23 protein-coding genes are annotated in these 22,957 nt (G+C 55.6%); 2 read left to right on the top strand and 21 right to left on the bottom strand.

The genetic code is table 11. The annotated features are described in order from the left end of the window. Positions 1–83 precede the first annotated feature (83 nt). From WFN61_RS09990 to WFN61_RS09975, 4 genes are read right to left on the bottom strand one after another with little or no spacing between them, the layout of a single operon-like run. The gene (locus WFN61_RS09990; RefSeq protein ID WP_337038643.1) at positions 84–581 is read right to left on the bottom strand and encodes a DUF2514 family protein; all 498 of its coding nucleotides are present in this window, start codon (positions 579–581) and stop codon (positions 84–86) included. Continuing rightward, positions 578–1,051, bottom strand: coding sequence for a glycoside hydrolase family 24 protein (locus tag WFN61_RS09985; protein WP_337038642.1), 474 nt, complete (start codon positions 1,049–1,051; stop codon positions 578–580). Before WFN61_RS09985 ends, WFN61_RS09990 begins: the two co-directional genes overlap by 4 nt. After that, positions 1,041–1,337 (bottom strand): phage holin family protein, encoded by a 297-nt coding sequence (locus WFN61_RS09980; RefSeq protein WP_337038641.1) that lies wholly within the window; start codon positions 1,335–1,337, stop codon positions 1,041–1,043. Before WFN61_RS09980 ends, WFN61_RS09985 begins: the two co-directional genes overlap by 11 nt. Next, positions 1,324–1,728 carry a putative holin gene (locus WFN61_RS09975; RefSeq protein WP_268107157.1) on the bottom strand — a complete coding sequence of 135 codons (405 nt, stop codon included), beginning with the start codon at positions 1,726–1,728 and terminating at the stop codon, positions 1,324–1,326. Before WFN61_RS09975 ends, WFN61_RS09980 begins: the two co-directional genes overlap by 14 nt. A 127-nt stretch (positions 1,729–1,855) precedes the next feature. On the opposite strand from WFN61_RS09975, the gene WFN61_RS09970 reads away from it, so the two are divergent. Further along, positions 1,856–3,757, top strand: coding sequence for an acyltransferase family protein (locus WFN61_RS09970; RefSeq protein ID WP_337038640.1), 1,902 nt, complete (start codon positions 1,856–1,858; stop codon positions 3,755–3,757). 48 nt (positions 3,758–3,805) lie between these two features. Here the strand turns inward: WFN61_RS09970 and WFN61_RS09965 are convergent, their stop codons facing one another. Then, entirely contained in the window at positions 3,806–5,974 is a 2,169-nt protein-coding gene (locus tag WFN61_RS09965) for a glycosyl hydrolase family 28-related protein (protein WP_337038639.1), read from the bottom strand. A gap of 192 nt (positions 5,975–6,166) precedes the next feature. Here WFN61_RS09965 and WFN61_RS09960 point away from each other — a divergent pair, with 192 nt between their 5' ends. Next, on the top strand, positions 6,167–6,427 hold the full coding sequence (locus WFN61_RS09960; RefSeq protein WP_337038638.1) for a hypothetical protein: 261 nt from the start codon (positions 6,167–6,169) through the stop codon (positions 6,425–6,427). 32 nt (positions 6,428–6,459) lie between these two features. On the opposite strand, the gene WFN61_RS09955 is transcribed toward WFN61_RS09960, so the two are convergent. Genes WFN61_RS09955 through WFN61_RS09880 form a run of 16 tightly spaced genes read right to left on the bottom strand, consistent with a single transcriptional unit; the run spans position 6,460 to position 22,945 of the window. Next, complete coding sequence (locus WFN61_RS09955) at positions 6,460–6,663, bottom strand: hypothetical protein (protein ID WP_337038637.1); 204 nt, start codon at positions 6,661–6,663, stop codon at positions 6,460–6,462. Further along, a complete protein-coding gene (locus WFN61_RS09950) occupies positions 6,663–9,212 on the bottom strand; it encodes a hypothetical protein (RefSeq protein ID WP_337038636.1) in 2,550 nt (849 codons plus the stop codon). The genes WFN61_RS09955 and WFN61_RS09950 overlap by 1 nt, the downstream gene beginning before the upstream one ends. Beyond that, positions 9,212–10,909 (bottom strand): hypothetical protein, encoded by a 1,698-nt coding sequence (locus tag WFN61_RS09945; protein ID WP_337038635.1) that lies wholly within the window; start codon positions 10,907–10,909, stop codon positions 9,212–9,214. Before WFN61_RS09945 ends, WFN61_RS09950 begins: the two co-directional genes overlap by 1 nt. A 1-nt stretch (position 10,910) precedes the next feature. Next, a complete protein-coding gene (locus tag WFN61_RS09940) occupies positions 10,911–13,532 on the bottom strand; it encodes a transglycosylase SLT domain-containing protein (protein ID WP_337038634.1) in 2,622 nt (873 codons plus the stop codon). A 12-nt stretch (positions 13,533–13,544) separates the two neighbouring features. Then, entirely contained in the window at positions 13,545–14,069 is a 525-nt protein-coding gene (locus WFN61_RS09935) for a virion core protein, T7 gp14 family (protein ID WP_337038633.1), read from the bottom strand. Then, complete coding sequence (locus WFN61_RS09930) at positions 14,069–14,533, bottom strand: hypothetical protein (protein WP_337038747.1); 465 nt, start codon at positions 14,531–14,533, stop codon at positions 14,069–14,071. Before WFN61_RS09930 ends, WFN61_RS09935 begins: the two co-directional genes overlap by 1 nt. Then, positions 14,533–16,986, bottom strand: a complete 2,454-nt coding sequence (locus WFN61_RS09925; protein ID WP_337038632.1) for a hypothetical protein — start codon at positions 16,984–16,986, stop codon at positions 14,533–14,535. Before WFN61_RS09925 ends, WFN61_RS09930 begins: the two co-directional genes overlap by 1 nt. Next, positions 16,986–17,591 (bottom strand): hypothetical protein, encoded by a 606-nt coding sequence (locus WFN61_RS09920; protein WP_337038631.1) that lies wholly within the window; start codon positions 17,589–17,591, stop codon positions 16,986–16,988. Before WFN61_RS09920 ends, WFN61_RS09925 begins: the two co-directional genes overlap by 1 nt. Next, positions 17,591–17,911, bottom strand: a complete 321-nt coding sequence (gene gp10 / locus WFN61_RS09915; protein WP_337038630.1) for a capsid staple protein — start codon at positions 17,909–17,911, stop codon at positions 17,591–17,593. The genes WFN61_RS09920 and gp10 overlap by 1 nt, the downstream gene beginning before the upstream one ends. A 52-nt stretch (positions 17,912–17,963) precedes the next feature. Then, the gene (locus WFN61_RS09910) at positions 17,964–18,326 is read right to left on the bottom strand and encodes a hypothetical protein (RefSeq protein WP_337038629.1); all 363 of its coding nucleotides are present in this window, start codon (positions 18,324–18,326) and stop codon (positions 17,964–17,966) included. Between the two features lie 10 nt (positions 18,327–18,336). Continuing rightward, on the bottom strand, positions 18,337–18,777 hold the full coding sequence (locus WFN61_RS09905) for a Bbp16 family capsid cement protein (RefSeq protein ID WP_337038746.1): 441 nt from the start codon (positions 18,775–18,777) through the stop codon (positions 18,337–18,339). A gap of 50 nt (positions 18,778–18,827) precedes the next feature. Next, positions 18,828–19,814 carry a major capsid protein gene (locus WFN61_RS09900; RefSeq protein WP_337038628.1) on the bottom strand — a complete coding sequence of 329 codons (987 nt, stop codon included), beginning with the start codon at positions 19,812–19,814 and terminating at the stop codon, positions 18,828–18,830. 14 nt (positions 19,815–19,828) lie between these two features. After that, a complete protein-coding gene (locus WFN61_RS09895; protein ID WP_436880891.1) occupies positions 19,829–20,515 on the bottom strand; it encodes a peptidase in 687 nt (228 codons plus the stop codon). Positions 20,516–20,525: 10 nt separating this feature from the next. Then, entirely contained in the window at positions 20,526–20,975 is a 450-nt protein-coding gene (locus tag WFN61_RS09890) for a DUF1737 domain-containing protein (protein WP_337038627.1), read from the bottom strand. Beyond that, positions 20,976–21,281 carry a Bbp19 family protein gene (locus tag WFN61_RS09885; RefSeq protein WP_337038626.1) on the bottom strand — a complete coding sequence of 102 codons (306 nt, stop codon included), beginning with the start codon at positions 21,279–21,281 and terminating at the stop codon, positions 20,976–20,978. Further along, the gene (locus WFN61_RS09880; RefSeq protein WP_337038625.1) at positions 21,278–22,945 is read right to left on the bottom strand and encodes a portal protein; all 1,668 of its coding nucleotides are present in this window, start codon (positions 22,943–22,945) and stop codon (positions 21,278–21,280) included. The genes WFN61_RS09885 and WFN61_RS09880 overlap by 4 nt, the downstream gene beginning before the upstream one ends. Positions 22,946–22,957 lie beyond the last annotated feature (12 nt).

The following is a 22,957-nucleotide window of genomic DNA, read 5'->3' as shown; positions in this document are numbered from 1 at the left end:
TCAATTGTTTACAGTCTAATTAACTTGCTGATATATAATGATATTTTAGTAGGTGCGATTGCACCATACCGTTTTATATACCGTCACCGGGAAGAAGTGCCCCGTTTCGTCAGGGAGTCATACTGCCTTTCGCAGGTGGCTCCGGCGGCGGCAGCCCGGTCAGCGAAGTCTGCCAGCTGTCGATTTCGTTCGACAGATTTGCTGAGCAGGTCGGCAAGCAGTATGCCGGTTTTTCCGGCTGACGACCCAAAGCCGTTAGCGGCGGAATACTCTCTGAGCTGCTGCCCGATGGTATTGAGTTGGCGCTGCAGCCCGCCAGCACGCTGAGCAGCAAGCATAGCATCGTTGCGCGCCTGGTCGATACGGTTTTGCGCTTCACGTTCATTGCGGGCCTTCTCCTCTTCTCTGAGCTTAAGAGAGGCTTTATCAGCCTCTACCTGTTCTTCTCCTCGCTTGGCATACCCGGCGTCGTATTGCGTCAGCCCATGCTTAACCCAGGCGATCCGGCAACCAGCCACGAGAAAAGCTAAAACCGCCAACAACACCAGCGGTTTCCACCATGCCTTTAGGAAGTAGGTCATTCCCCGATCACCTTACCGCCAGCTGCGCGGAAGTATTTCAGGAAGTCATCCATAGTCTCCGTGCGCTGTCCGTACTTCGACCCCGGCAGCGAGGCCCATATGTTATTCACTTTCGACACAGCTTCCCGGATCCGCCCAGCATCGATATCCGCTAGCGCGCGGCGCTCGCTGATCTGCTGGAGGGCGATCTGGTCCTGACTGGCCGGTCCGAAATCCGGGAGGTTGAGCTGCTGTTTGTACGTATCGTAATACTTGCTCAACAGCTGATAGCGTCCGGCGGCGGTAGAAGATAACCCGGGACGGAGACGAACAAGGCGGTTAGGATGCCTGCTGTAATCCGAGAAAAGCGAGCCGCCGACCACCACGTCGTAACCGTGGTTGCGCGTTTGCTGGCGTCCGTTGTCCGTCCCTTCCCCTACGGCGATTGCGTCCAGGAACGCCCGGCGCTGAGGCGTAACGTTAAATTTCATTATGCTGACCTCTGGCTATCTTGAAAATTTGCACGACGTTGCCCTTTGTCTTGAGCATCGCCGCCAGGAAAACGCCGTTCAGGATGACGTCACCCCAGTCGACGGTTGTGTAGTGACCATAGAAAATGCGGATCGGGATGCTGGCCGCCACGACGATCACCAGGTAGGCCAGCCAGCCACCCCACCAGCGGTGGCGCGACCCCTCCCGGCGGAACAGCAGCACCCGCAGCGACAGCAGGCCGCAGATGATGGCGTTGGCTACTAGTAGAAATTCATGGCTGATCATCGTCCCCCCTTTTCGGCAGCATCTGCCCAGGATTGTCAGACCGGTGATACAGCCAGATGCCGACCCGCACGGCTACGATGCTCGCAACGAAAGCGCCGGCAGAGAAAACTATGCCGGTTTCGAATGAGCTGGCCGTGATGGTTGGGATCAGGCTGAATACACCGATGATGATGGCGGCGGCAGGCTTGAAGAAGAGAAGTCCACAGACGAATGACAGAAGCGCCAGCAGTAGCCTGCGACGTATTGGATACTCAATCGCAGAGGTAACAAATATTACTGCCCCGGCCAGTGCTCCAATCGCCACCTCCGGAGGAACGCCTACGAGCCATGCCGTCAGCGCACCGACACTAAGCCCCTGATTGATACCGGAGACGGTTAGCGAGGCTGACATGGTAGCCACCGATTTTTGTGCATATAAACCCCCTTATGTTGGTGGTTACATGATACACAATAAACCGAAAACGGATAATGTTACCTAGGAATGGTCTTAACAAAATTACCTTATTGGTATAAAGTGCATGTCTAAGGGAGTGACCAGCCGCCAACGGAGGTTACTTAATGATGATAAGCGCCTGCTTCAGGGCAATTTCAAAAAAAAATTCATGAAAAAATTTAGGAATGACATCGTCACTTTACGGGCTATCGCGGTCATTGCGGTGGTTTTCTATCATTTCAAGATCCCGTTTTTTAGCGGGGGATATGCAGGTGTAGATATATTCTTTGTTCTTTCTGGTTATCTCATGTCATCTATTTACTATGACAGGATTTCCACAGGAACACGGGGTGTGCTTGATTTCTACATTTCGAGGGTGAAACGTTTGTTCCCGGCTTTGCTGGCGACCTGCGTTGCAACAACCATCCTGATATATGCTATATTGCCTGAATATATGGCATTGAATTTTATTAAAGAAGCGAAGCACGCTCTCACATTTACTTCTAACTCATTCTATAACATTCGCTCCAGTTATTTTAGTGAAGCGTCAGAGACATACTGGTTACTGCATACATGGTCATTATCTGTTGAGTTCCAGTTCTATCTTATCTTTCCGTTTATAGTCCTGCTATCTAAAAAAATACCATCTAAAAATAAAGCAATCGCCACTTATATTGTGCTTATGATTATCTCATTTGCATATTGCCTGTATCTTGCCGGGCATAAAGGCGAATCACCGTTCTACTTATTGTCTACGCGTGCTTGGGAACTGCTTGCAGGTGCTGCAGCATCGAGAGTGGTGCTAACCGCAAGCAACCGCTTAAGATTTGTTTTGTCTTCAGTAGGCGCGATTATGGTCGTTGGCTCAATTCTTCTTTTAAAAGAGCCAACATCATGGCCGGATATGAAAACACTGCTTCCTGTATTTGGCGCGGTGATTTGTATCATAGCCTGCAACAATAGTCACTTTGACTTCAAGAGTAACAGGGTCGTCCGCTTCATTGCTGACATATCTTATTCCTGGTACCTGTCACACTGGATCGTAGTGTCTTACATCAACAACAGCGATTTGCAACTCGAAGGCAAGACAATAATTATAGGTATTGCAGCTTCCTTTGCTGCTGCTGTAGTTTCGTGGCTGTTCATTGAGCGAAGCCTTGGCGCATCGCTAAAGCGTGTTGTGTCTTTCGCCGTGGTCACAGCTGCCGTGATGGTTCCGCTTGGGCACACTATATCGACCTCTGTTGGTGCCATATCGCAATACACGGATTACGCATCGTCTGATGATGTAAAAACCCAGTTCCACTTCGAGTGCTTTGTGCAGGGGCCTAAGTTCAACGTCGCAGACTTTAGAGCTTCTGGTTGTGAAAGTATTGACCCTAAAAAGAAAACCGTTCTTCTAATTGGGGATAGTCACGCAGCCCAGCTATCAACCAGCTTCAGAAAAAACATCAGCGGTTATAATATTATTCAGTTCACCGCTTCTGGATGCTTCCCTTTTAAAGATGCATACAAAGATGTCGATAACGGGTGCAGCCAGTTAATGGCTTACCTGTTTAACGATTTCCTGCCGAAGCATCATGTTGATTATGCCGTGGTGTCCGCTCACCTGATCGTTTATGCCGGTGACCATATTGAAGAGCGTGTAGGTACTCTGTCCGGGGACCTTAAAAAATATGTTCCGAATGTTTATGCCGTAGGGCAAACTAAAGTTTTCCTGAAACCTTTTGTTAAGGTTGCTTTAACCAACCGGAAAGAGGATATTTGCATTCATCAGCGCGATGATGTTAAGGGTTTTAATGACTGGCTGCATAAAATGTACGCCAATGGCGGAGTTAGTTATATTGATGTGTTCGCTCTCGATGAGATCGATAATATTTGCGGCTTATCAAAAGATGGCGAACCTCTGTACTTTGACACTAACCATCTCACACCAACTGGCGCAGACATCATTACTAAAACCATTAAAAAATCAGTAGCGTTATAGTTTTACGCCGCAAAAAAATCAGGCCTTGCAGTTAGCAAGGCCTTTTTTTTATTTGTTCGCTGGTATGAAGTGTCCGGCACTATTATCAAACAATGCAACCATCCCGATGTCTACCCCATTAGTTGCATACATCGTTAACGTAATACCGGAGATATTTGTTTTGTTGGGAAAATTACCTGCAAGGATAGTTGAAAGATCCACCCGCACCATTGTCCACTCTGACGCAAACTCCAATTGTGGGATCGCTAGCGTGAGGTTTCCCGTCGTTACCCCTATGGTCAGCGTAGACCTATTGGTGCCGTTAAACTCAGGAGACAGAGAAGATATTGAGTGACCGTTTCTGGCAACGACAACCAGGTTGTAGTTAGAAAGGTTGCGCTCCATATTGTTCTGGATGTCAACGCACTGGATAAAGGTTGAGGGGTACGCGTTCAGCCTGACGCACCAGGAGCTACCAGCATATCCGTGAGCAATCTTGGTGCAGTTCCCTGACCAGGAATCCGGAGTCGCTCCTGTCCATGCATCAAATTTTGTATTTGGCACGATCGAATAAGGAGAATATCTCAGACATTGCTCGAAAGTCATTTTGCCCGCATTTCGGGTCTGTCCAAGATCTGCTTCCTTAAAATACCTAAGGAAGTTATTGTCCTGCCACCCGCATTTTTCTCCAGCCAGGTTCGAGAATCCGCTTGGGTTTTCAAAGTCTTTGGTTCCGATCTCCCTTCCGAAGAACTCCGCTTTGTTATTAAAGCCAGATGCTAATGCATGAATCTGTAAAGGCCAGCTCGCGTTTAACGTATCAAAATACCCTTTAACAAGACATCCCCGCGTCAGGCCCGTTTCAAACTTCACTACAGCATCGCCATTGCTTGGCGCGCCTGATGCGGCAGCAAAATTATTCTCGAAGTAACCATCGATCTGGATGTCGTCAGCAGTGCCATAAACTGAAACAGCGCGTCTCTTATTCCCCTCAATAATGGCCCATATTCTTACGGAGAACTGATTATTTAGCCCTATACCGTCCCCACCGCGGCAGGCAGTAATTTTGTTGACGCCGGTCATATAAAATGTCGTGCCTTTCGCACCGAAAGATTCGGAGCCATCGAGATAGATGCTGCTCGATCCCCTGGCCAGTAAACTATCGGAATTATGCCACTCGGTGTAACCAAGCCCAAACGCATACATATTGTATGTCTGGCCGTTCCATAGAGCGATATCTCTAATCTTGTTCCTGTAGCTCAGACCGCCTAACGCCACTAACGACGGTGGTATTTCCGGGTTCGTTAAGGATTGCAGTCGCAACAATCCATATTTGTAACCAGTAGCGTCGGGAAGCTTACTATCAAGAGAGATGGCTTCAAGGATGCAGTCCCAGCCCAGCGTTAACAGGTCAACATCAACATCATGCAGTTCGAGCCATGTAAAGAATTTGCCAGCGCCACGGATGTATGTGCCATCACGGGGCTTTAGGCCTGCTGTAATTTTATAGTGCCCTGCGGGTACAAAAACCTGATACGACGCATTAAATGCCTTGATGAAGGCCTGTGTATCATCTGTCTGGCCATCACCTTTAGCGCCAAAGTCTTTCACACTTATCCATTCAGCATTTTTATCATGCTGAGTCCGCGCTACCGCTCCCTGAAGAGGTTGTCGAACCGAAACCAGTTGATCACCTTTTCCATCGCTACTGCTGGCCAGCTGTAACAAAACGTCAGCAGCGCTACCCGATGGAACTGGTAAACCTACGGGCCTGCCATTGGCAAAGCCAAGTACAGTTCCCTCCATTTGCGACAGTGGAGGGAGGGGATCTACAAAGCCATCAGGAAGTCGTAGCGTCCTCTTAGAGAGGGCCTGCAACGAATAAATACTTTGCTGGATCAGCATTGTCAGATAATCAAAAGCATCTTCATGCACTTCAGGGAAAAACGCGCCCTGGTTGCGCAGGTCGGTCTCCTGAACAGCCGGCAGATCTCGGGTGATGGATAAAATGGTCCCGGCTGCGACCGGCACGCTGGTTACCACACTGCCGCCGCTACCGGCGTTAATGCCGGTAACAGTGTAGTCAGTTCCCAGCGCCAGCGTTTTCACGTTGCCAGAAGTATCTGTAGCGCTGACCTGTAGTTGAGTCTGATTAAAAATACGAAAACTATAGGGAAAAACAGTCGTCACACCGTTCCCTGTGTACTCGTTATGGCTGACCTCTGTCGATACCGTCATCGTGAAAGCTCCGTCATTCAGCGCGGGCGCGCATGGGGGATAACGGCATTTTATAACCTACCAACTCACATATGCATTATTATGACTAATAATCAACATAAAATTACCTATTAGGTAACTAATTACATTTTGAAAAAGATCGCCGAGTCTGTTATATGTATATATATACAGTGTTTGCGTGGAGGGATAGCGATGCGGAAGGTGTACAATCACCCCTTAGATGTTGGATTTTCTGAAAAAATACATACCCCGGACGGGGTGAGATCCTTAGTAGAAAAGTCCCATCTGATGGAGCTTCTGAGGGAACTGGAGAAGGATGGCCATAACGTCAGTGGCGCTTCGGCAGAGTTAGCTGCACTGGTGAACTATGTCACCGGAACGCATATCGCAATGAACGATATTCAGACCCACCTGGATTACTGCGCTTTAGCTTTGAAAAAAAATATTGGGTAATAAAAAGCCCGCCATATGCGGGCTGTGACATGTCACGTTTTCAATATCCCCAGCAACTCTAAACCGCGCCGAAGCCCCATAATAAGCAGACCTATACCTATCCCGAAAAACACGAGCACCAGGACAAAGTCGGTTGAGGTAAGCCTCGTATCATCAAAGAAAAGGATCGTGATGCTTGGCCATAGGAAGAATGCCACCATGAATATATAGACCAGAAAGAACTTTAATTTTTCCATTATTTACCCAGCATAAATTGCGATGGTGGCACCAGGAATTCATTGCCCTGCTCACGCTCAACACGACGCTGATAGCGCTCAAGCGACCCCGGATCAAGTGCATCCTGTATCCTGTTCAGAATTAAACCATTCATTGCCGTGCGAAGCCAGAACACGTTCAGGAATGGTGTGTTGTCCAGCGTGGTGCGATACCAGTCCCCCAGGTCAGCGTCGCCGCGCGTCGTGCTCTGCAGCAGGGTAATGATGCTGTCTGCATTGGATGCCGCGGGCCCCATCATCGAGGTTACGGGACCTGCGCCCATACGGTTAACCTCACCAAACATGAAGTCGCCAAGAATACCCAGCCCCCCGCCCTGCGCTGCCGCTGCAAGGAAAGTCTTTGCGTCCGCCGGGCGCGGCGTCTGGCCCTTCAGCAGCAGCTTGGCCTGCATTGACGTATAGCCAAACAGCGTCGCCCAGACAAAGAGGTTAGCGGCACCGATGAAAGCGCCATTGCCATTGCGCATCAGCGCATTGGTCATAGACGTAGTTTTCGATTCGCCCAGTCCGGCAGGCGTATAGCCGCGGCCAAACACCTCCCGGCCGAGCACGTTCTGCATGAAGCTGGCGGTAAAGGACTTGTACTGTCCTGCGAACCGGATCGCCTCCCCTGCTACTGTTCCCGGCACAGTGCCCATTTTCATGAATACCTGTGTGCGATCGCCAGGCTCCGACATAGCAATGTTCAGGCGGTCAAGGACGTAGCCGCGCAGCTGTCCCTCAAGCTGGTCGCGGGCATCGGCTATAGCGCGCTCGGTTGGCTTCAGGCCTTTGCTCTGCACATAACCGGAGATCACTTCTTCCGGCACGCCACGGATACCACTGGTCGTCATGAATTTACGGCCTTCGCTGTCGGCCATGTCCATGTGCCGGAAGATCTCCCACTCACGATCTCCAATGCCGTGCAGGTCCAGCACCCGGCGCAGGTCCTCCGGGAGTCGGGCATGCGCCTGGTCGGCGTTCTGCGCCAGCCAGTTGGTGATCATCATGGCGTTGCTGTTACGCCCGCTCTCCGTCCAGAAATTCATGAGGTTATATTTGAAGAACAGCTGCTGTGCGCGGCCCATTTTCCCGGTCAGGCTGTCATCGCCGGAGATGCGGCGGATGATCTCCTGCGTCATCGCATCGGAGTAAACGCCGATCGATGACAGGATCTCTTTCTGCTCAGCGCTGGTATAGCGGGTAAAGCGCCCTTTCATCGCGCCAAGCACCGCCTGCATGAAGTTCTGCCCCTGGTAGCGCATCTCGGTCGCGGAGATAGGCACGTCGTTGAATGAGGAGATCACCGCGCCGCCGAGCTGGCTCATACGCAGCCAGCCGCGCACGTTGGCTGACGCATTGGCCCAGCCCACGCTGCCGGGGATATTCAGGGAGCCATCAACCTGCGGCATGACGGTGCGGTTAAGCCTGCGTACCTTGGTCATGTAGTCGGCCAGCGCCGCCGGGTTGCCGGACTTGCTGACGTCATCGGCAATCGTGTCGGTCAGGTACTTGAACATGTTTCCGGGGTTAGTGCCCAGCACCCGCATCATGCCAGTGTTGCGCGCCGCGCTGTTCAGGCCGCCAAAGACTGCCTCGCGCAGGCTGCCGGTGCCGAACTGCTGATTGTATTCATGCCACGAGATACCGTCTCTAAAGTGCAGGACGCGCTCCTGGCTGGCGCGCTTGGCGGTGTTTGCCGACCCTTTGAAGCCGTTCATCCAGTCCGGCTTCTCAGACGTAAGGTGTACGCCGGAGGCCAGGCCGTTGTAAACACTGCGCATGAACTGATCCCGGTCGCTCACGCCGTCGAACGTGCGCTCATTGAGGCGCGGCAATATTGCATTGCGCCAGGCGTCGAAACCTGCGGCCCGGATTTTCATGATGTCGTGCGACTGCCGAACAATATAGCCTGGCTCTTTGCGGATCCATGCCCCTGCACGGTTCTCATCGATGCGCGCCGACTCCTGCCACTTAGAGATAATCTGCGCGGCGGCCACAGACTGGCGTGTCATGCCGTCGGTAGGCTCACCGCGACCGATACGCCACATGGCGTCGGCGATCTCTCGGTCATTACTGCCGCTGGCGATAAACTTCACCAGGTCAGCACGGTCAAAATCGTAGTTAATACCGGCGTGATACTTGCCGCGAAGCTGGGCCACCTCTGAGGATACAGAGCGGCGGGAGCCAGTACGCGCATCGTTACGACCCACCAGCAGCGCTTCAAGCCCGATATCTGGCCGGTCTTTCCATGTGGTTCTCAGTTCGCCCAGGCGCTGGGCAGCGATGCGGGTATTGATAGCCTTGTTACGGGCCTCAATCTTCTTCGCCAGCACGTCGGCGTTACTCAGCTCCTCGGCGGCACGCAGCGCGGCCTCTTCGAGAGACAGAGCCTCGTTGCCTGCCATAATCCGCTCGGTGGTATCGCGCATGTCGCGCACCAGCGACTCCATTTCATCAGGTGACAGGTCACGCCCGGCGGCGGTGTTAACTGTACGCTCACACTGCGTTAAAAAATCATTGGCTGCCATCAAATCCCCCGGTTAATCATACAGGCGGCAAAGGCCCGGAAAGCGTTGCTCATGCTATTGTCGCTGGCCTCGGCGCGAATAGCATTGAGGTTTTCGCGCATCGTGGCCGCAAGCTCGGGATTGTCGACAGCGATATCATCCAGCAACGCGTTACTCAGGTTGAACTCGTTTTCGAGATCGGCAGCTGCGGCGGTGACTTCGTGATTTTCCTGCTGGGTTTCGCGATACACGCGATCAGCGGCTTCGCTGGCCGGGCGGGCCGTTTCATCCACCTGGCGAACCGGGTTCTGTATGCGCTGAATGGCCCGCTCCCGGAGCGCTGGGGTGTGCAGTTCATAGAAGGGCTCAACATCCGGGCTTCTGCCTTCCATCATGTGCGCGAGCGCAGCGCGGTACGCCTGCTGGTTAACAGCCCAGTCGGCCTCGCGTATAGCACTGGCGGCGGTACGAACAGCACCGGCCACTGGCGACATCTGCATGCCGTCGCGGATCTGCTGCGCACGGTCGGCAATACGCACCTTCAGGTCGTCGGGGATCTCGCCCTTATTAACCTGAGACTGACGGCCTCGCGCCTGCTCGGCGGCGGCATTCTTCTCCAGCGTGCGGTTAATTTCATCGTTGCGGGCGGTGAATGTATCCTTTTCGGCCTGAATATCTTTCAGCGCACGCGCCCGCGCATCCTTGAATTTCATCCGCTGAGACTGGTAGTCAGTAGTGCGTTGCTGCAGGGTGGCGTCTAGCGCGTCGGCCTGGCGCTGATTTGCAGTAAGCTCAGCGCGCAGATCAGCCACGTTATCGATCTGCCCTGTCTGTAGTTCCCGCTGCTGTGCCATGTACTCCGGTACAACATCATCATAGGCCCGGCTGTATGCGTAGTTCTCAGCGTCGCTGGAGATGGCAGCAGCCAGATCTGAGTTAGTCCCGCGCTCCGGGATATTGACGCCTGCCGGAATATTGTCGGGGGTCACCACCGGAGTGGGCTGCGCGTCTGCAGCGGGGATCGCTGTTTCTGCTGCGGCAGGTTCGGCTGCGCGACGTGGGCGCACCAGGTCAGATATAACCCCGCCGCCCGCATGCATCAGGCCGCCCGCCAGCGTGTTAAAGAATGTGCTCTCCAGCGCGTTGCCATACGTGAAATCATCGCCGTCGGCAGCAGCTGCCATCGCAGTAAATGGAACAGTAGCTACTGCCTGCGCAGCACCCAGGCGTGAACCGGCAACAAAGCGCTCACCAAAACGGCCCAGCATGGAGGCCGCCCGCGCCTCACCGGCGAAAGGCACAAACGCCAGCGCCACGTTGCCGGGATCAGCCATCGACCCGGCCAGGCTTGCAGTGAAGTTGAGCGGCGTTGCCACCCAGCCGGACGGCGCAGACGCGGCGATCTGCTGGCGTGCAAGCGAATCCTTGCGCTCGGCAACAACGTGATCGAGAAACGCCTGGGTAACGCCGGTATCCGGCACGTTGATGCTTTTCACGCCGTACTGCTTCAGGCGCTCGTCAGCGTCCGCCTTGCTGACGATAGCGGAATTAGGGTCATTCGCCAGCATATCAGCCTGCGCGAAGCGGTAACCGGACATAACCGGCCCCTCTTCAAAGCCCTGCTTAAGGGAGGACAGCAGCGATTCACCCAGACCGGATGGAGCGTTGCCGATTGGCTGGTTAATCCCCAGCCCCGGATCGTCGGTATAAATTGGCATATTATCGTCCTGACTGCTGGCCGCCCTGGAAGATGTCGATCAGGTTGTCGCGCTGACTTTCAGCGCTGTAGCCTTTCGACTGCCCCGGCGTGTATTTAACAGGCGTATCGGTGAATTTCAGCATGCTGTTCCACGTTGAGCGGTTAGCCGCGCCCAGTTTTGACAGGTCCTGGAACGAAACCGAAACAGGACGTCCGTCGGCACCATTGACGATCAGGCCGTTGAGCATAAGGGTTAGCCCCGTCTCGTTGCTGTTGGTGACCCACTGCGCAGAGTCTTTAATGCGTGACAGACTCTGCTGGCGGTTAACTTCCTCCGGCAGCCGTGGGTCGCCCACCAGCGGCATTATCTGCTCAGCGGTGAGCTGCTCAAGGTATTTGCCCGCCCCGTCGTTGACGTCCCGCAGATCCACTCCGGCCCGGTTAGGCAGCCGCCATGTGCCGCTGGTCTGGTACTGCTCGCCGAGAATGTCCTGGTAGGCCTGTTTAGCCGCGTCAGAGGCTGACATTCCGCGCTGCATGTTGATGTAGGTAAGGCGCTTGCCCTGCTCGTTGAAATTGTTCCACACAGCGGTGCCGCCGGGCTGTACCACCATCGTGCTGGCGAAGTCTTTCGCCTTGTCGTTCCATGATGAGTCGGCGCTGTCGGCGTCGGTCTTTTCAAAGCTGCCGCGCAGTTCTGACGTTTTCACGCTGCGACTCTGCCAGAGGGCATTAGCGGCGCGAGGGTTCTCTGTGGCCATGATGACCTGCAGCGCCGGGTACGCGTTTTTCTGTACCTGCTGCATGACCTGATCCGAGTATTTACCGAACGACTGCGCCACTGCCTGAATGGCCGTAACGCTGGATTCCTGCGTGTTGTCGATGCGATGCAGCAGGTTATCGATCATGGTATCCGGCAGCACCTTTTTGCTGTTGATGCCCAGGCGATCTTTTTCTGCCTGGATGCGCGATACCAGATACTCCCCGGACTGCTGATTGTTCTGATACTCGGCAAATGCCGATTTAACGACGGGGGAGTTTAGTTGCAGCCAGTTTCCGGGATCGGCCTCGCGGGCCTTTTGCACCTGGTTTAATTTTGCCTGGGCAGAAGAATAAAGCTCGGCCTTGTATTTGAAATCAGGATCAGACTCTTTCGGCATCATAGCCTGTACTGCTGCGATTCCCTGCTGGGCGCTGCCCTGCACAATAGTCTGGTAAACAGGTTGCAGCGTCATCGCCTGCTGATACTGCTGGTAGGTTTTTTCCATTTGCAGGCGTTCGGCTGGCGCGGCCTGCAGCGGCATCACCGCCGCCCATTCACGGGCAGAGATCGGGGTTACCGGCTGGCCTGCTTCGAGTTTCGCGAGATCGTCCTGCATACGGCCCTGAATAGCCACGCGACCGGCAGCGGCCTGCATGTCATACAGCCCGGCAACCTTGCTCATCATGGCGGATTTTTTATCCGAACTCATCGCATTCCAGAACGGCTGGCGTGACAGGTTTTCCATGGTTGCAGATCCGGGGATCGCACCAGCGCTACCAGTAACTTTCGCTACGTAGTTACGGGTTTCCTCATAGGGGATAGCGGCGGCAAACTGCGCATTGCTGACCTGGCCGGTACGCGGATCCCCTATTTTTTCAAGCCATCCATCAACAGCACCAGGGCCTGCGTTATACGCAGCAACCGCAAGCACAGGGTTATTATCGTATTTCAGCATCTGCGCGCCGAAGTACGCCTGGCCCAGCTTCGCATTATAGCGGGGGTCGTTCATCCACTTATCACGATCCCATGGCACGCCAGCAAGACGCGCAGCCTCGGGGCCCGTGGACTCCATGACCTGGGCGACACCGACAGCGCCTTTCGGTGAAACGAGCGGCGCGCCGTCTTTGCCATACTGGTTACCGCCGCTCTCCTGCCAGATCATGGCCGAGAACAGCTGCGCCTCGCTGGGTGTGTCGGTTACCTCAATCTTGCCGTCCGGGCCAAGCATCTGCTGATACATCGGCGTGTACCATGCCTCAGCTGCGCCGTTGGCAGCATTCTCGCGCCAGGAAACCCAGTTCTGCTCGATCTCCTCCTTGCTTTGACCGTGGGCCTCACCGTATGCCACGATACTGTCCATCGCCTTCGTGGCAACAGTGTGAGCCATTTCAGGGTTGCGGAACTGCATTGAAAGGTTTTTCAGTGTGGCATCCTGCATCCCGGCTTCGTACTGCCGCACCTGCCCCACCTCATGCCGCCCGGCCTGCGTGCTGAATGCCATGCGCTGCTGCTGCGCCTGCTGCAGGAATGCGGTGCGGGCATTGGCATCCGGCAGCCCTGCGGCGATCTCTTCAATCTGCTGATCAAACTGCTGGCTGTATTTCTGCGCCTGGCCTATGACGTTTTTCCCCTGCAGATTGATGAATCCCGTATCGGGGTTATTCATCAGGTCATTGCCGATAGCGTCAAGCTTCAGGCTGGCTTCCTGTGTCAGGGCCACGTTGGCGCGATTTTTGGCATCGGCCAGCACACCAATAGTTTTCTGCCCGGCATCGGCCAGAGCGTCACCGATGGTCGGGGTGTTGAAGGATGCGATTGCTGGAGCGTTGACACCGCGGCTTTCAACCTGGCGCCCGGTTACTGTAGGTACGACTGGCATGCTGTTTTCTCCTTATCGACGAGCAGCAGAGATCGGCGCGGCTTTCTGTCCAAACGGATTCCAGTCTCCGCCGCCCATCTTATAGGCACCATACGCCTGAAGCGGCGTTGTCAGCAGGGTTGAAAACGCGCCAACGTTCCCCTGTTGCTTCGCTGCCGAAGCCTCTGCTTTGTAGTTGCTGGCCTGCACCTCGTAGCCGTAAGCCTCACGCTGGGCGTTGTTGACTGTGGTCAGTGCATCAAGCTCGCCGAACTGAGCGGTATCGCCGAAAATATCCACTACAGAGCCAGAGGCGAGATCCGCACCATTAGCGCCTGCAGTAGCCAGCTGCGTGCCCAGCGCCTGGCGGTTACGTCTGCGAGCCTCATCAGCTGCGGCGTTGCCACGGTTAATGGAGTCCTGCGCCTGAGCCTGAGCGGATTCTGCGTTAGCGCTGGCAACAGCGGCAGCCTGGCGCCCTGACTGATACTGGGTAACCGCTGATAGCGCCCCCGCGGCAAGAGACGCTCCAGCGAGTGCGGTAGCCGGATCACACATTATTTTCTCTCCAGGTGAAAACGATGAAAATTAAGACCTGCGGCGCCAAACGGCGCGGCATCTTCCAGCCGGAAACCCAGCCAGTGGAGCCATGCCTTGGCGACGTGGTTCCGCTCATCGACATAATTTTCAAGATAAGGGTAAACAGACAGCATTGCATTGACGACATTGCCGCAGCGGCGGAGGAAGGTGCGCTGATAGCGCTCCAGATCGTCGGTTCCCACCAGCCACGGCGTGCCGGTGCCGCCAATCATTGAGCCTGGCGCCACGCCGAAAATGGTCACCACCTGCCCGTTAATCAGCCCGGCGCAGGCAAATGTCGATATTTTCAGGCCGGTCAGCAGCACCTGCTCCGGCGTCGAACCATTGATCGCCAGAAACTCGTCGATATCCGCCTGACGGACACGAGGCAGCATTTCGGCGATATGGGCGGCGGTGGCCGGTACTATGCGGGCATCAATCATCATGAACCTCCCACAACCAGACGAGGGATAACGGCCAGCACCGACAGCGGGAGCGGGTCGGTCTGTCGGATATAAACGCGTCCGTTTTTGTCCCAATTGCTGTCTAGCTTCACCTCAACCACACCCGTAGCGTCAGAAACGGGATCGTCGTAAAACTCAAAATCACGCTGTGCATATTCATAGAGGTGATCAGCATCGGTTCCCGCGAAGATGCCGCGGCTGGCATTCACCACCAGGCTGACCGACGGGATCAGCTTTTTCTTGTCCAGGAGCGTCTCCTGTCCGTTGATATTGACGTCCAGCGTCTCAAACTCGGCGATCACCGGCAGGCCGATATGCACCACTGCGCCAGGGTTCTCCAGCGTGACAGCGCCACCGGTGACAACCTTTTGAGGCTCAACGTTGGCATCGCTGAGAATGTTCACCGTTTTGCCTTCGAGGTGCGCGAGGCCAGCAAATCGCTTGCGGGCCAGCTGCCAGTTAATAGTTGCCACATCCTGCAGCGCGGCGGGAACGTTGCGGTTAGGTACGATCTTCACGACGTTGCCGTTGACGAATGTGGTGATGTTGCACCGCAGCTCAGCGTTACCGTCATAGGGGATCTGCACCTGAGACCCGACATCGGCGGCGGTAAAGTATGCCGATCCGGAGAGTGTCAGCGTATACTCGTTGTCATAATCCCATTCACCTGAACCGCCGGAGATCGTCACAGTCCTGGAGGTATCAGTGTTTCGCCCGTCATAGCTCAGGCCGCAATCCACAAAGAAGGCGTCCTCTGTTTTGGTAAACAGCCTGCTGGCCAGCCGCTCGATATAGCGTACTGTCTGCCCGTTCACCCAGCGCCTGACCACGAAATACACTGCATCTTCGCTGCCTTCGCTGATGGAGCAGGTAGATTCAAAAAGACCGTCTGATGGTTGCGGTGCCCAGGCAAAAACCTGCTGTTCGCGCAGGTAGGTCAGCACCAGCAGCGTGCCGTCGTTACGTATGGCCCAGGCGGCGCTGTATGGCACGATAGTGAATGCCCAGTCAACGATGCTGTGGCGCTGGAAAAGGTGGTTTGCCAGTATGGTTAGATCGTTTCCCTGATAACCGTCCACGTCGAAAGAGTACGCCAGATCCCGGACGGTGCTGCCCTTCTCCTGGATAAACAGCGCAATGTTAGCCACAGCGATCGGCGGCACAGTGCTAGCGCCGTTAGAACCCTGCGAACTGAGAGAGAAGGATCCTGGCGTCAGCACCTTGTTCTGGTCACCGGTCGCTACATACTCCCCGCCGGAGGTCAGCACCACCAGCGATCCGACATCAATCATATGGCGGATCTCGTTCACCTGCTTGCCGGCGTAGGTGTAGATGATACGGTCATCGTCCTGGGTTGGGATGCTCTTGCCGAAGTCTTTATAATCGCCGGTGCGGCTGGCCCAGATGGTTTGCGGGTACGCTGAGGACGCAGCGAAATAAAGGCGCTGCTGATAGTAGACGACGGTGCCAGGGTAGCCCTTGGCGCTGTTCCATGCGTAGTGCGCCCATTTGTAAGACGCCTTGCCGCTGCCGATCACATTTTCCGGGATGCGGGAAACAACGGTAGCTGTAGCCGTAGTACCGCCATTGCCGATAGTGTTTATGCGTGCCAGGCCAAATCCTGAATGCAGGTATTCCCACTGGATCCCGGTGTCATCGTCGCCAGTCCCGCCCCATCCGTCATAGGCCATGCCCTCGGTGTGTGACGGGCGGAGTGTGCCGGTTTTGCCGCTGGTATTGGCCCGGTAGTAGTTGCTGTCCGCCCGGCGGATATCTCCGGCCGTTGTTTTCTTACTGGTCTCCCATACCGGAACGGCGTCGACTGCCGGCTGCTCCAGGTAGAACAACTTGCCGACCTGCTCGGCACTGAATATAGCTGAGCTGGCGTTAAGCATGATCGTGCCTGTGGCCGCGCTGGCGTAGACGGTCACGGACTGGTTAATGTTGATGTCGTCAAACGGGCCGTTTACGGTCACCACCTCGGCGATCTGCCAGTTGTCATGCGCATAGCGGCGCAGTTCCATGGGCGGATATGCAGGATGACAAAGCGTCATGACGTCAGCGCTCTGCGTGAATTTGATGCGGAAGAGATCCGGCTCGTTGTAGGGCATGAACAGCTCATAGATTTCGTTACTGCTGTTCAGCACGTATGCGCCATCCTTGATGACGCGCAGGTACTGGTGACCGAACTCCAGCGCATAGGTCTGGATGGTAGAGAACTGGAACGGTATCAGACGGCTCTTGCGGTTAGGGTATTTTGTTTCGCCAATGAACTGTGTGCCCGGGCGGTTTTCGACCCCGCCATACTGCCGCACAATGAAATTCCGGCACTTGCGAAGGGCTACGGAGTATTTCGCCATATCGACACGCCCATAGAGCGACGGGCCGATCTCGCCACCGGCAAAGCTAGGCTGGATCCAACTGAAAGTCATCAGCACAACCTCGCATTAGTAAATTCACTCTCAGGCGCAGCCGGTTCCTGCGACTCGTTCATGCTGTGCGTTCCGGCGCTGCGGATAACGACTGAGTACATGTTCAGTGCGTTGTTCCCTAGTGATGCGTCACCGGTAAGTTGCATATTAATCGCGGCGGCCAGACGCCACGCGAGAGCCTCAACGAAGATAGGATCGAACATATTGACGTCAGTAACGCGGGAGACGTATTTAAGCCAGGCAGCAGGCTGATCCGTGTAGACCAGTTTCCCGGTACCGCCAGCATCTGAACCGACCTCATACTGGATGCGCATTGCTGCCGTCGGGTAGCGGTGTCCGGGGACCATAATTTCCGTGATCCGCAGACAGTCAGTGGGGTACTGATAAGCGAACTGCCAGTCAGGCGGCGGGTTTCCGATATCGGCCAGCGCCACGCGCTTGGTTGCGAAATTCCAGTCGAAGTCCGCCAGCACAGCGTCACGGCATCCTTCGAAATGAAGGTCGCACGCCCCGGCCTCTTTGCTCTTCTCAGTCAGGCTGTTGATGGTGCGACTGTTGCCGATATAGCTCAGCGCCAGGTTACAAATTCCGATGACGGAAGGCATTAAGCACCTCCGCCATACAGGGTGTCAGCGGCGCTCTTCTGCTCTTGCGCCTGGGCGGGTTCCATAGCCATGTCAGTGATTTGCAGGCAGGAATCGTGGCGGGTTCCCTCTTCGGTTTCCCGGGATGAGGTGCTCTTGATGATAGCGCGGGCGGTGATCATCACCTCAGTACCCACCGCCTGCGGCGTGGCGCCGAGCTTTTTCAGCGTCTCGTTATCGAGGTTGATGCTCAGGCCCCAGGGGTAATCATCGCGTGTCTGCGTTTTACCGCTCTCGTCCTGGTAGGTGTCGGTACCGCTTTTCAGGTTAACCAGTTCCATAATCCACTCCTGCAAGAAAGGGGCCGAAGCCCCTCTGTTTTACCCGCGAGGCTTAAACGCCCAGTTCTTTACGCTTATCAGCAATTTTCTGCTTGATGGTCTCAAGCTTCATATTTCCCGGTCGCTCGCCGAACAGCTCCTGATACTGCTGGCGCAGCGCATCAGGGTCCTGCTCGCCACCTTCAGGCTTTTTCTCATCGCCGTCAGTAATAACAGTGGTTTCGGCTGGCTTGACATCCTGCTGTCCGCCGCGCTTCTGATCCGCCTTTTTCTTGGCCGCTTCCGCAGCTTCGTTCAGCGGCTCCAGCGCGCTACCCGGCTCGCCGTCGTACTCCACCTCTGCGCCTTCGTCCAGAAGCTGATTGCCGATGAAAGACAGGCGCGTGATGCGGTAACGTGCTTTTTCCTGTGACATTTACGGCTCCTTAGCCAGTGATTTTGGAACGGATGCCGTAGTACTTATTGTTCCCGTCCACATCAAGGTTGATGCCGGAAGTGAACGCGCCAGCGGTAAGCGGGCCAGTACCGACGGTATAGTTAAGGCGCAGGTAGCGCAGAACGCCCTGAGGCACTTTTTGCGAAACGATGCGCTTACCGGCTGTTAGTGCAGACAGAGCCAGGTCGCCAGAGCTTGCCAGCGTTACCCAGGTGGAGTTATCCGCGCTGGTTTGCAGGTTAACGTTGACCGTAGCAGCACCAGCAGCTGTTGCAGTGGTGTCGGCGTTGACGAACCATTCCAGTGGCTCACCCACACCGATATCACGGACAGTGCCGTCAATCGGCCCCAGGTCGATTACATCAGTCGAGGCAGCGGAAGCCGTAACAGCCTGCTTCTCGGAGAACATCAACAGTTTGTCGAGGATCATCTTACTTTCTCCATACATGGGCCTTTCGGCCCATCGGTTAATGACAGGCGTTACACAACGCGGGATTCTGTTTCCAGAAGCGCGTCAGTTTCACGGATCGGGATGCCACGGAAGGTGGTCCAGAATTCGCCTTCAGTCTCTTTCACGCTCAGCGCCAGAGACGCTTTATCCAGAGATTGCAGGTCCAGCGCCTGGGCAATTGTGCGGTTCATGTAGAACACCGGCTTGCCCATGCCACGGTTCGGGATGCGGTGCAGCGCGGCAACCATCAGCTTCACAATGTTGGCCGCATTCGCGGTGACCGACAGATCGCTAACATCGATGTTTGCGATTCGCACAACATAGCGCCAGTCACGCAGGGCCAGGCCGTTATCCCACTTATAGTGGGTGCGGTAGCCTTCGTACTGTCCGCCGTTAGCGTCTGTCAGTGTCTGCTGCCCTTTATCTTCCATCTGAAGACCAGCTTTCTGGCCTTTCGGGAAGATGCCGTGCACGGTGTTTTCTCCCCAGACCACCAACCAGATCGAGGTGTTATCGGTGCCAGTGCCGCCAGCGTCGATAATGTTCTGAGCGTTACCTGCGGATTTGCTGGAGTAACGGGAAGAAAGCCCCATGAATTGCTGCGGGTTGACGCTGGTATCACCATAGAAAAGCGTCTGCGCCATCTGCTGGTTCATACCTTCGATGAAGGCGCGATCTTCCGACAGGCGGAATTCTGCGGTGTTGCCGTTCAGATCGGCCAGAGACTTATCCACCTGGGCATAGGTTTCCAGCATGCCGACGGTATCGGTGATCTGCACGGTGGTGGATTTGCTCGGCTGTACGCCATAGTTAAGCAAGCGCCAGGTTGCCTGCGGCAGGCCTGAGCGAATGGTGGTGCGGTGCCCGGTAGGCAGGTTGCCTTCCACGAATGGCATATCCATCAAAATCGGGTTGGTCTGCCCAAGCAGCTCAATGATTTTGTCGATCTTACCGTTTGGATCTACGCGCTTACCCCAGTCAGCCAGCGTCAGCGCAGTTAAGCCTTTAACAGCCATGGTTGTTTCCTCTCTTATTTGCCATAAAGCACTTCGGCAGCAGAACGCTGACCGGCTTCTTTCCCGGTAACCATGCCGTCTTCTGACATAGCCTTACCGATCTTAACGAACGCCTTGACCAGCTCGGGGTGATTACCGAGGCCGGAGGCGGTCAGATATTCTTTGAGTTCAGGTGTGCCGAACGTATCAAGCGCTCGCTGGGCCACGCTGATGTTGCTGGTCAACTTGTCGCCGCCGATCTCTTTATCTGCTTTGACGTCAGCCGCCCACTGCTCGGTGGTCTGCTGCCAGGCTTCTGCCTGCTGTTTCTGCACCATGGGCAGGATCTGCGAGCCGTACAGGTCGACCATTTTCTGAGCCTGCTCATTGGTCAGGTTCAGTTCGCGGGCGATTGGCTCAAACTGCTCCAGCGCTGCGGCGTCCAGCTGCTGCCCCTCGGCGGGCTTGAACTCATATTTCTCCGGCGCACCTTCCGGCTTTTGCTCTTCCTGCTTCTTCTGGTCGTCCGGTTTGTCACCTTCCGGTTTCTCCGGATCTGCAACAGGCTTAGCCGGGTCTGCCGCTGGAGGCTCATTGCCTGCAGGCGCAGATGGATCAGCAACTGGCGCGGGAGCATCACCACCACCGCCTGAATCTTCCGGCGCTGGCGCTTCACTCATCAGCACTGACTGGATTAGCTTTCTGAACAATGCATTGCCCATGTTGATACCTTTAAACGATGGTTAAGTTGGTCAGCGCACCAGCTGCTACAGCGCTGGTCACTTTGCGGTTAGTGGTGCCGATGGCAAGCAGTGCGTTATTAGTCACCGGCACGGCGTTCTGCACCTGTCCATTGATGAGCGGTGCAACAGTCGGGTCTAGTTTCAGCGTCAGCACACCGTTGACGATCGAGAGCTTGTGAGAGCCTGCAACTGCCACGCCTGCGCTGTTCTGCACCGTGACGGCGTCACCATCTGTCATCAGCTTCTGGTTGCTGTTGGGCGTGGTGGAGTCACCCATCACCATGGTCTGGAAAAAGTCGTAGCCACCGCTGGCGTTATTGGTGTTGCGGATCTGCACTGAGCCATAAGGCTGCCAGCCCGATTTCAGAAGTGGTGGAACCATGGTTTCCAGTTCGGCTATGGATGAGGCGCGCACAAACTTGACGTCGGTAATCGGCATCTATTTCTCCTCCTGGGTGTTGGCCTCGGCGGCCATCTTCAGATACTGCTCAGGGCAGACGGACATGACGCGCATGAACAGCGCCAGGGCGATGTTACGCTGCCCTTCGTTGAATGCGGTGATCGCCGGGTCTACGGCGAACGTGGAGCCGAACACCTTGCCCTGCTCCAGCACGGACCAGACGACGCGGCGGCCCTGCTCGGTACTCATCACCTGACGGATATCGTCGGCGTCACGCTCTTCGCGAATCTGCTGGCGCTTTACCTGCTCAGGGTTTGGCTGGTCGTCGTCCCAGGTATCGGTCATTGCTGGCCTCCTGCTGCGCCTGTCAGCGCGGTTAGCGCGCTAGGCTCGCTGGTCTGCGTCTCGCTGAGCGTTTTCGCGCCCTGGGCGGCGGCCTGAGCCATCGCGGCGGTTTGCATCTGCTGCTGCTGTTGAGCGCGGTCTTTGCGGATCTGGTCAACCTGTTCCTGCGGAAGGATGACGGTCGGCGACACGCCGGACATTTCGGCGTAGGAGTCGATGGCCTCATCGATGTTCAACTTGTCGAGTGCCTCCGGCTTGACCTGCGCCAGCTGGCCGATAAAGCCAACGGCCTGCGTCAGGCTGCTGAGACCGATGGATTTCTGCGCCTGGGCCATCACGGAGATGTATTCGATGCGCAGCGGCATGCCCTGCATGACCTCCGGCGGCTGCGGGATCATGTTCTTGCGCACCATCAGTGAGAAGGCGCGGTCGATGAGCGGGTTTAGTGCTTCGTCGTTCAGGCGCTCCAGCACCGGCCCGAGCATCAGGAGCTTTTCTTCCTTCATCTCGATCACGGCTTCCACAGGCATGGAGCGGGTATTGATGCTCTGGAGCATGCGGAACAGGTCAACGAAGTAGCAGCGATCGATGATCTGCCGCGTGTCCTGGATATCGGCCAGCAGCCCGGACATGTCGGGATTAACCTGATACGCCGGGCGGAAACCGTCCTGCTGGGTCATCTGGTCGATGTAGGTGATATCGCCTGGTAGCAGGCTGACACGCTGGTTTTTCAGCGAGGACGGACCGACCATCGGCGGGTTAGTGACTTTGTCGATGAGCTGGCTTTTGCGCTTCTGCTCCAGCTGAAGAGCTTTTATCTGGCCGAGCGCCGTCATACCCGGGCATTTGCTTCCGTACACGTCCTCGCCGTTGACGGTCCAGCGCGGTGCGATAATGGGGAACTCGTCGAAGCCGGACTCGCGCAGCAGCTTGTCACTGTCGCCGCCGACCTCGTAGTAAACCGATTTCCAGGGCTTGTTCTTCGAATCCATGCGCCCGGTATCACGATCCACGTTCGGATAGACGGCGTGCATAACCTCTACCCACTGCTCGTAATTACCGGATTCCCACATGCCACGGACTGACAGACTGACGTTGTCCTTGCCGAACTGCATTACCAGCTGGCGCACCGTCATGCTGAATTTGCGGTAGCAGGTATCGACGCTGCCGCGCGCGGAGTTAGCCAGGTGGTAGCTGCCGATCGGGAATGGCACGGTGCGGATGATGTCGTCGTCGTCTTCGAGAACGGCCATAGCGCCGGTGCTGTAGTTGCCCAGGCTGGAGTAGAGCAGCGGCAGGGACTGGTACAGGTTCGACTTATTGAACATGTCGTTCATGCGGTTCTGCACGGTCTCAAGCCATACCTTCACCGGGCCATAGTCCATCATGTCGGGATCAGGTGTTGCCAGGCGGAACCACGGGCGGGCCGGGGAGGTGATGCCGGACATCATGCCGCTGGATAGCGTATCCGCTGCCAGAGTAGCGCTGGGGTCGACGATGCGGGAGTTACGGCGCTCGTTGCGGTTAGTTTCACTGGTGAGAAAGCGGGATCCGCGCGGGTCGATAAACTCGCTCAGTTCGCGCCAGTGCGACACGAACGACGACCGGTCGCTATCCAGCTGCGCAAACTGTTTGCCGAGTCTTTCTTTCAGTGATTCCGCCATCTGCATTCGCTC

The organism is Pseudescherichia sp. AS216 (genome assembly GCF_037152055.1).
In the GTDB taxonomy this organism is placed as follows: Bacteria; Pseudomonadota; Gammaproteobacteria; order Enterobacterales; family Enterobacteriaceae; genus Pseudescherichia.
Note: the sequence above shows the minus strand (reverse complement) of the source record. Positions and strands in the feature narration are given on the sequence as shown.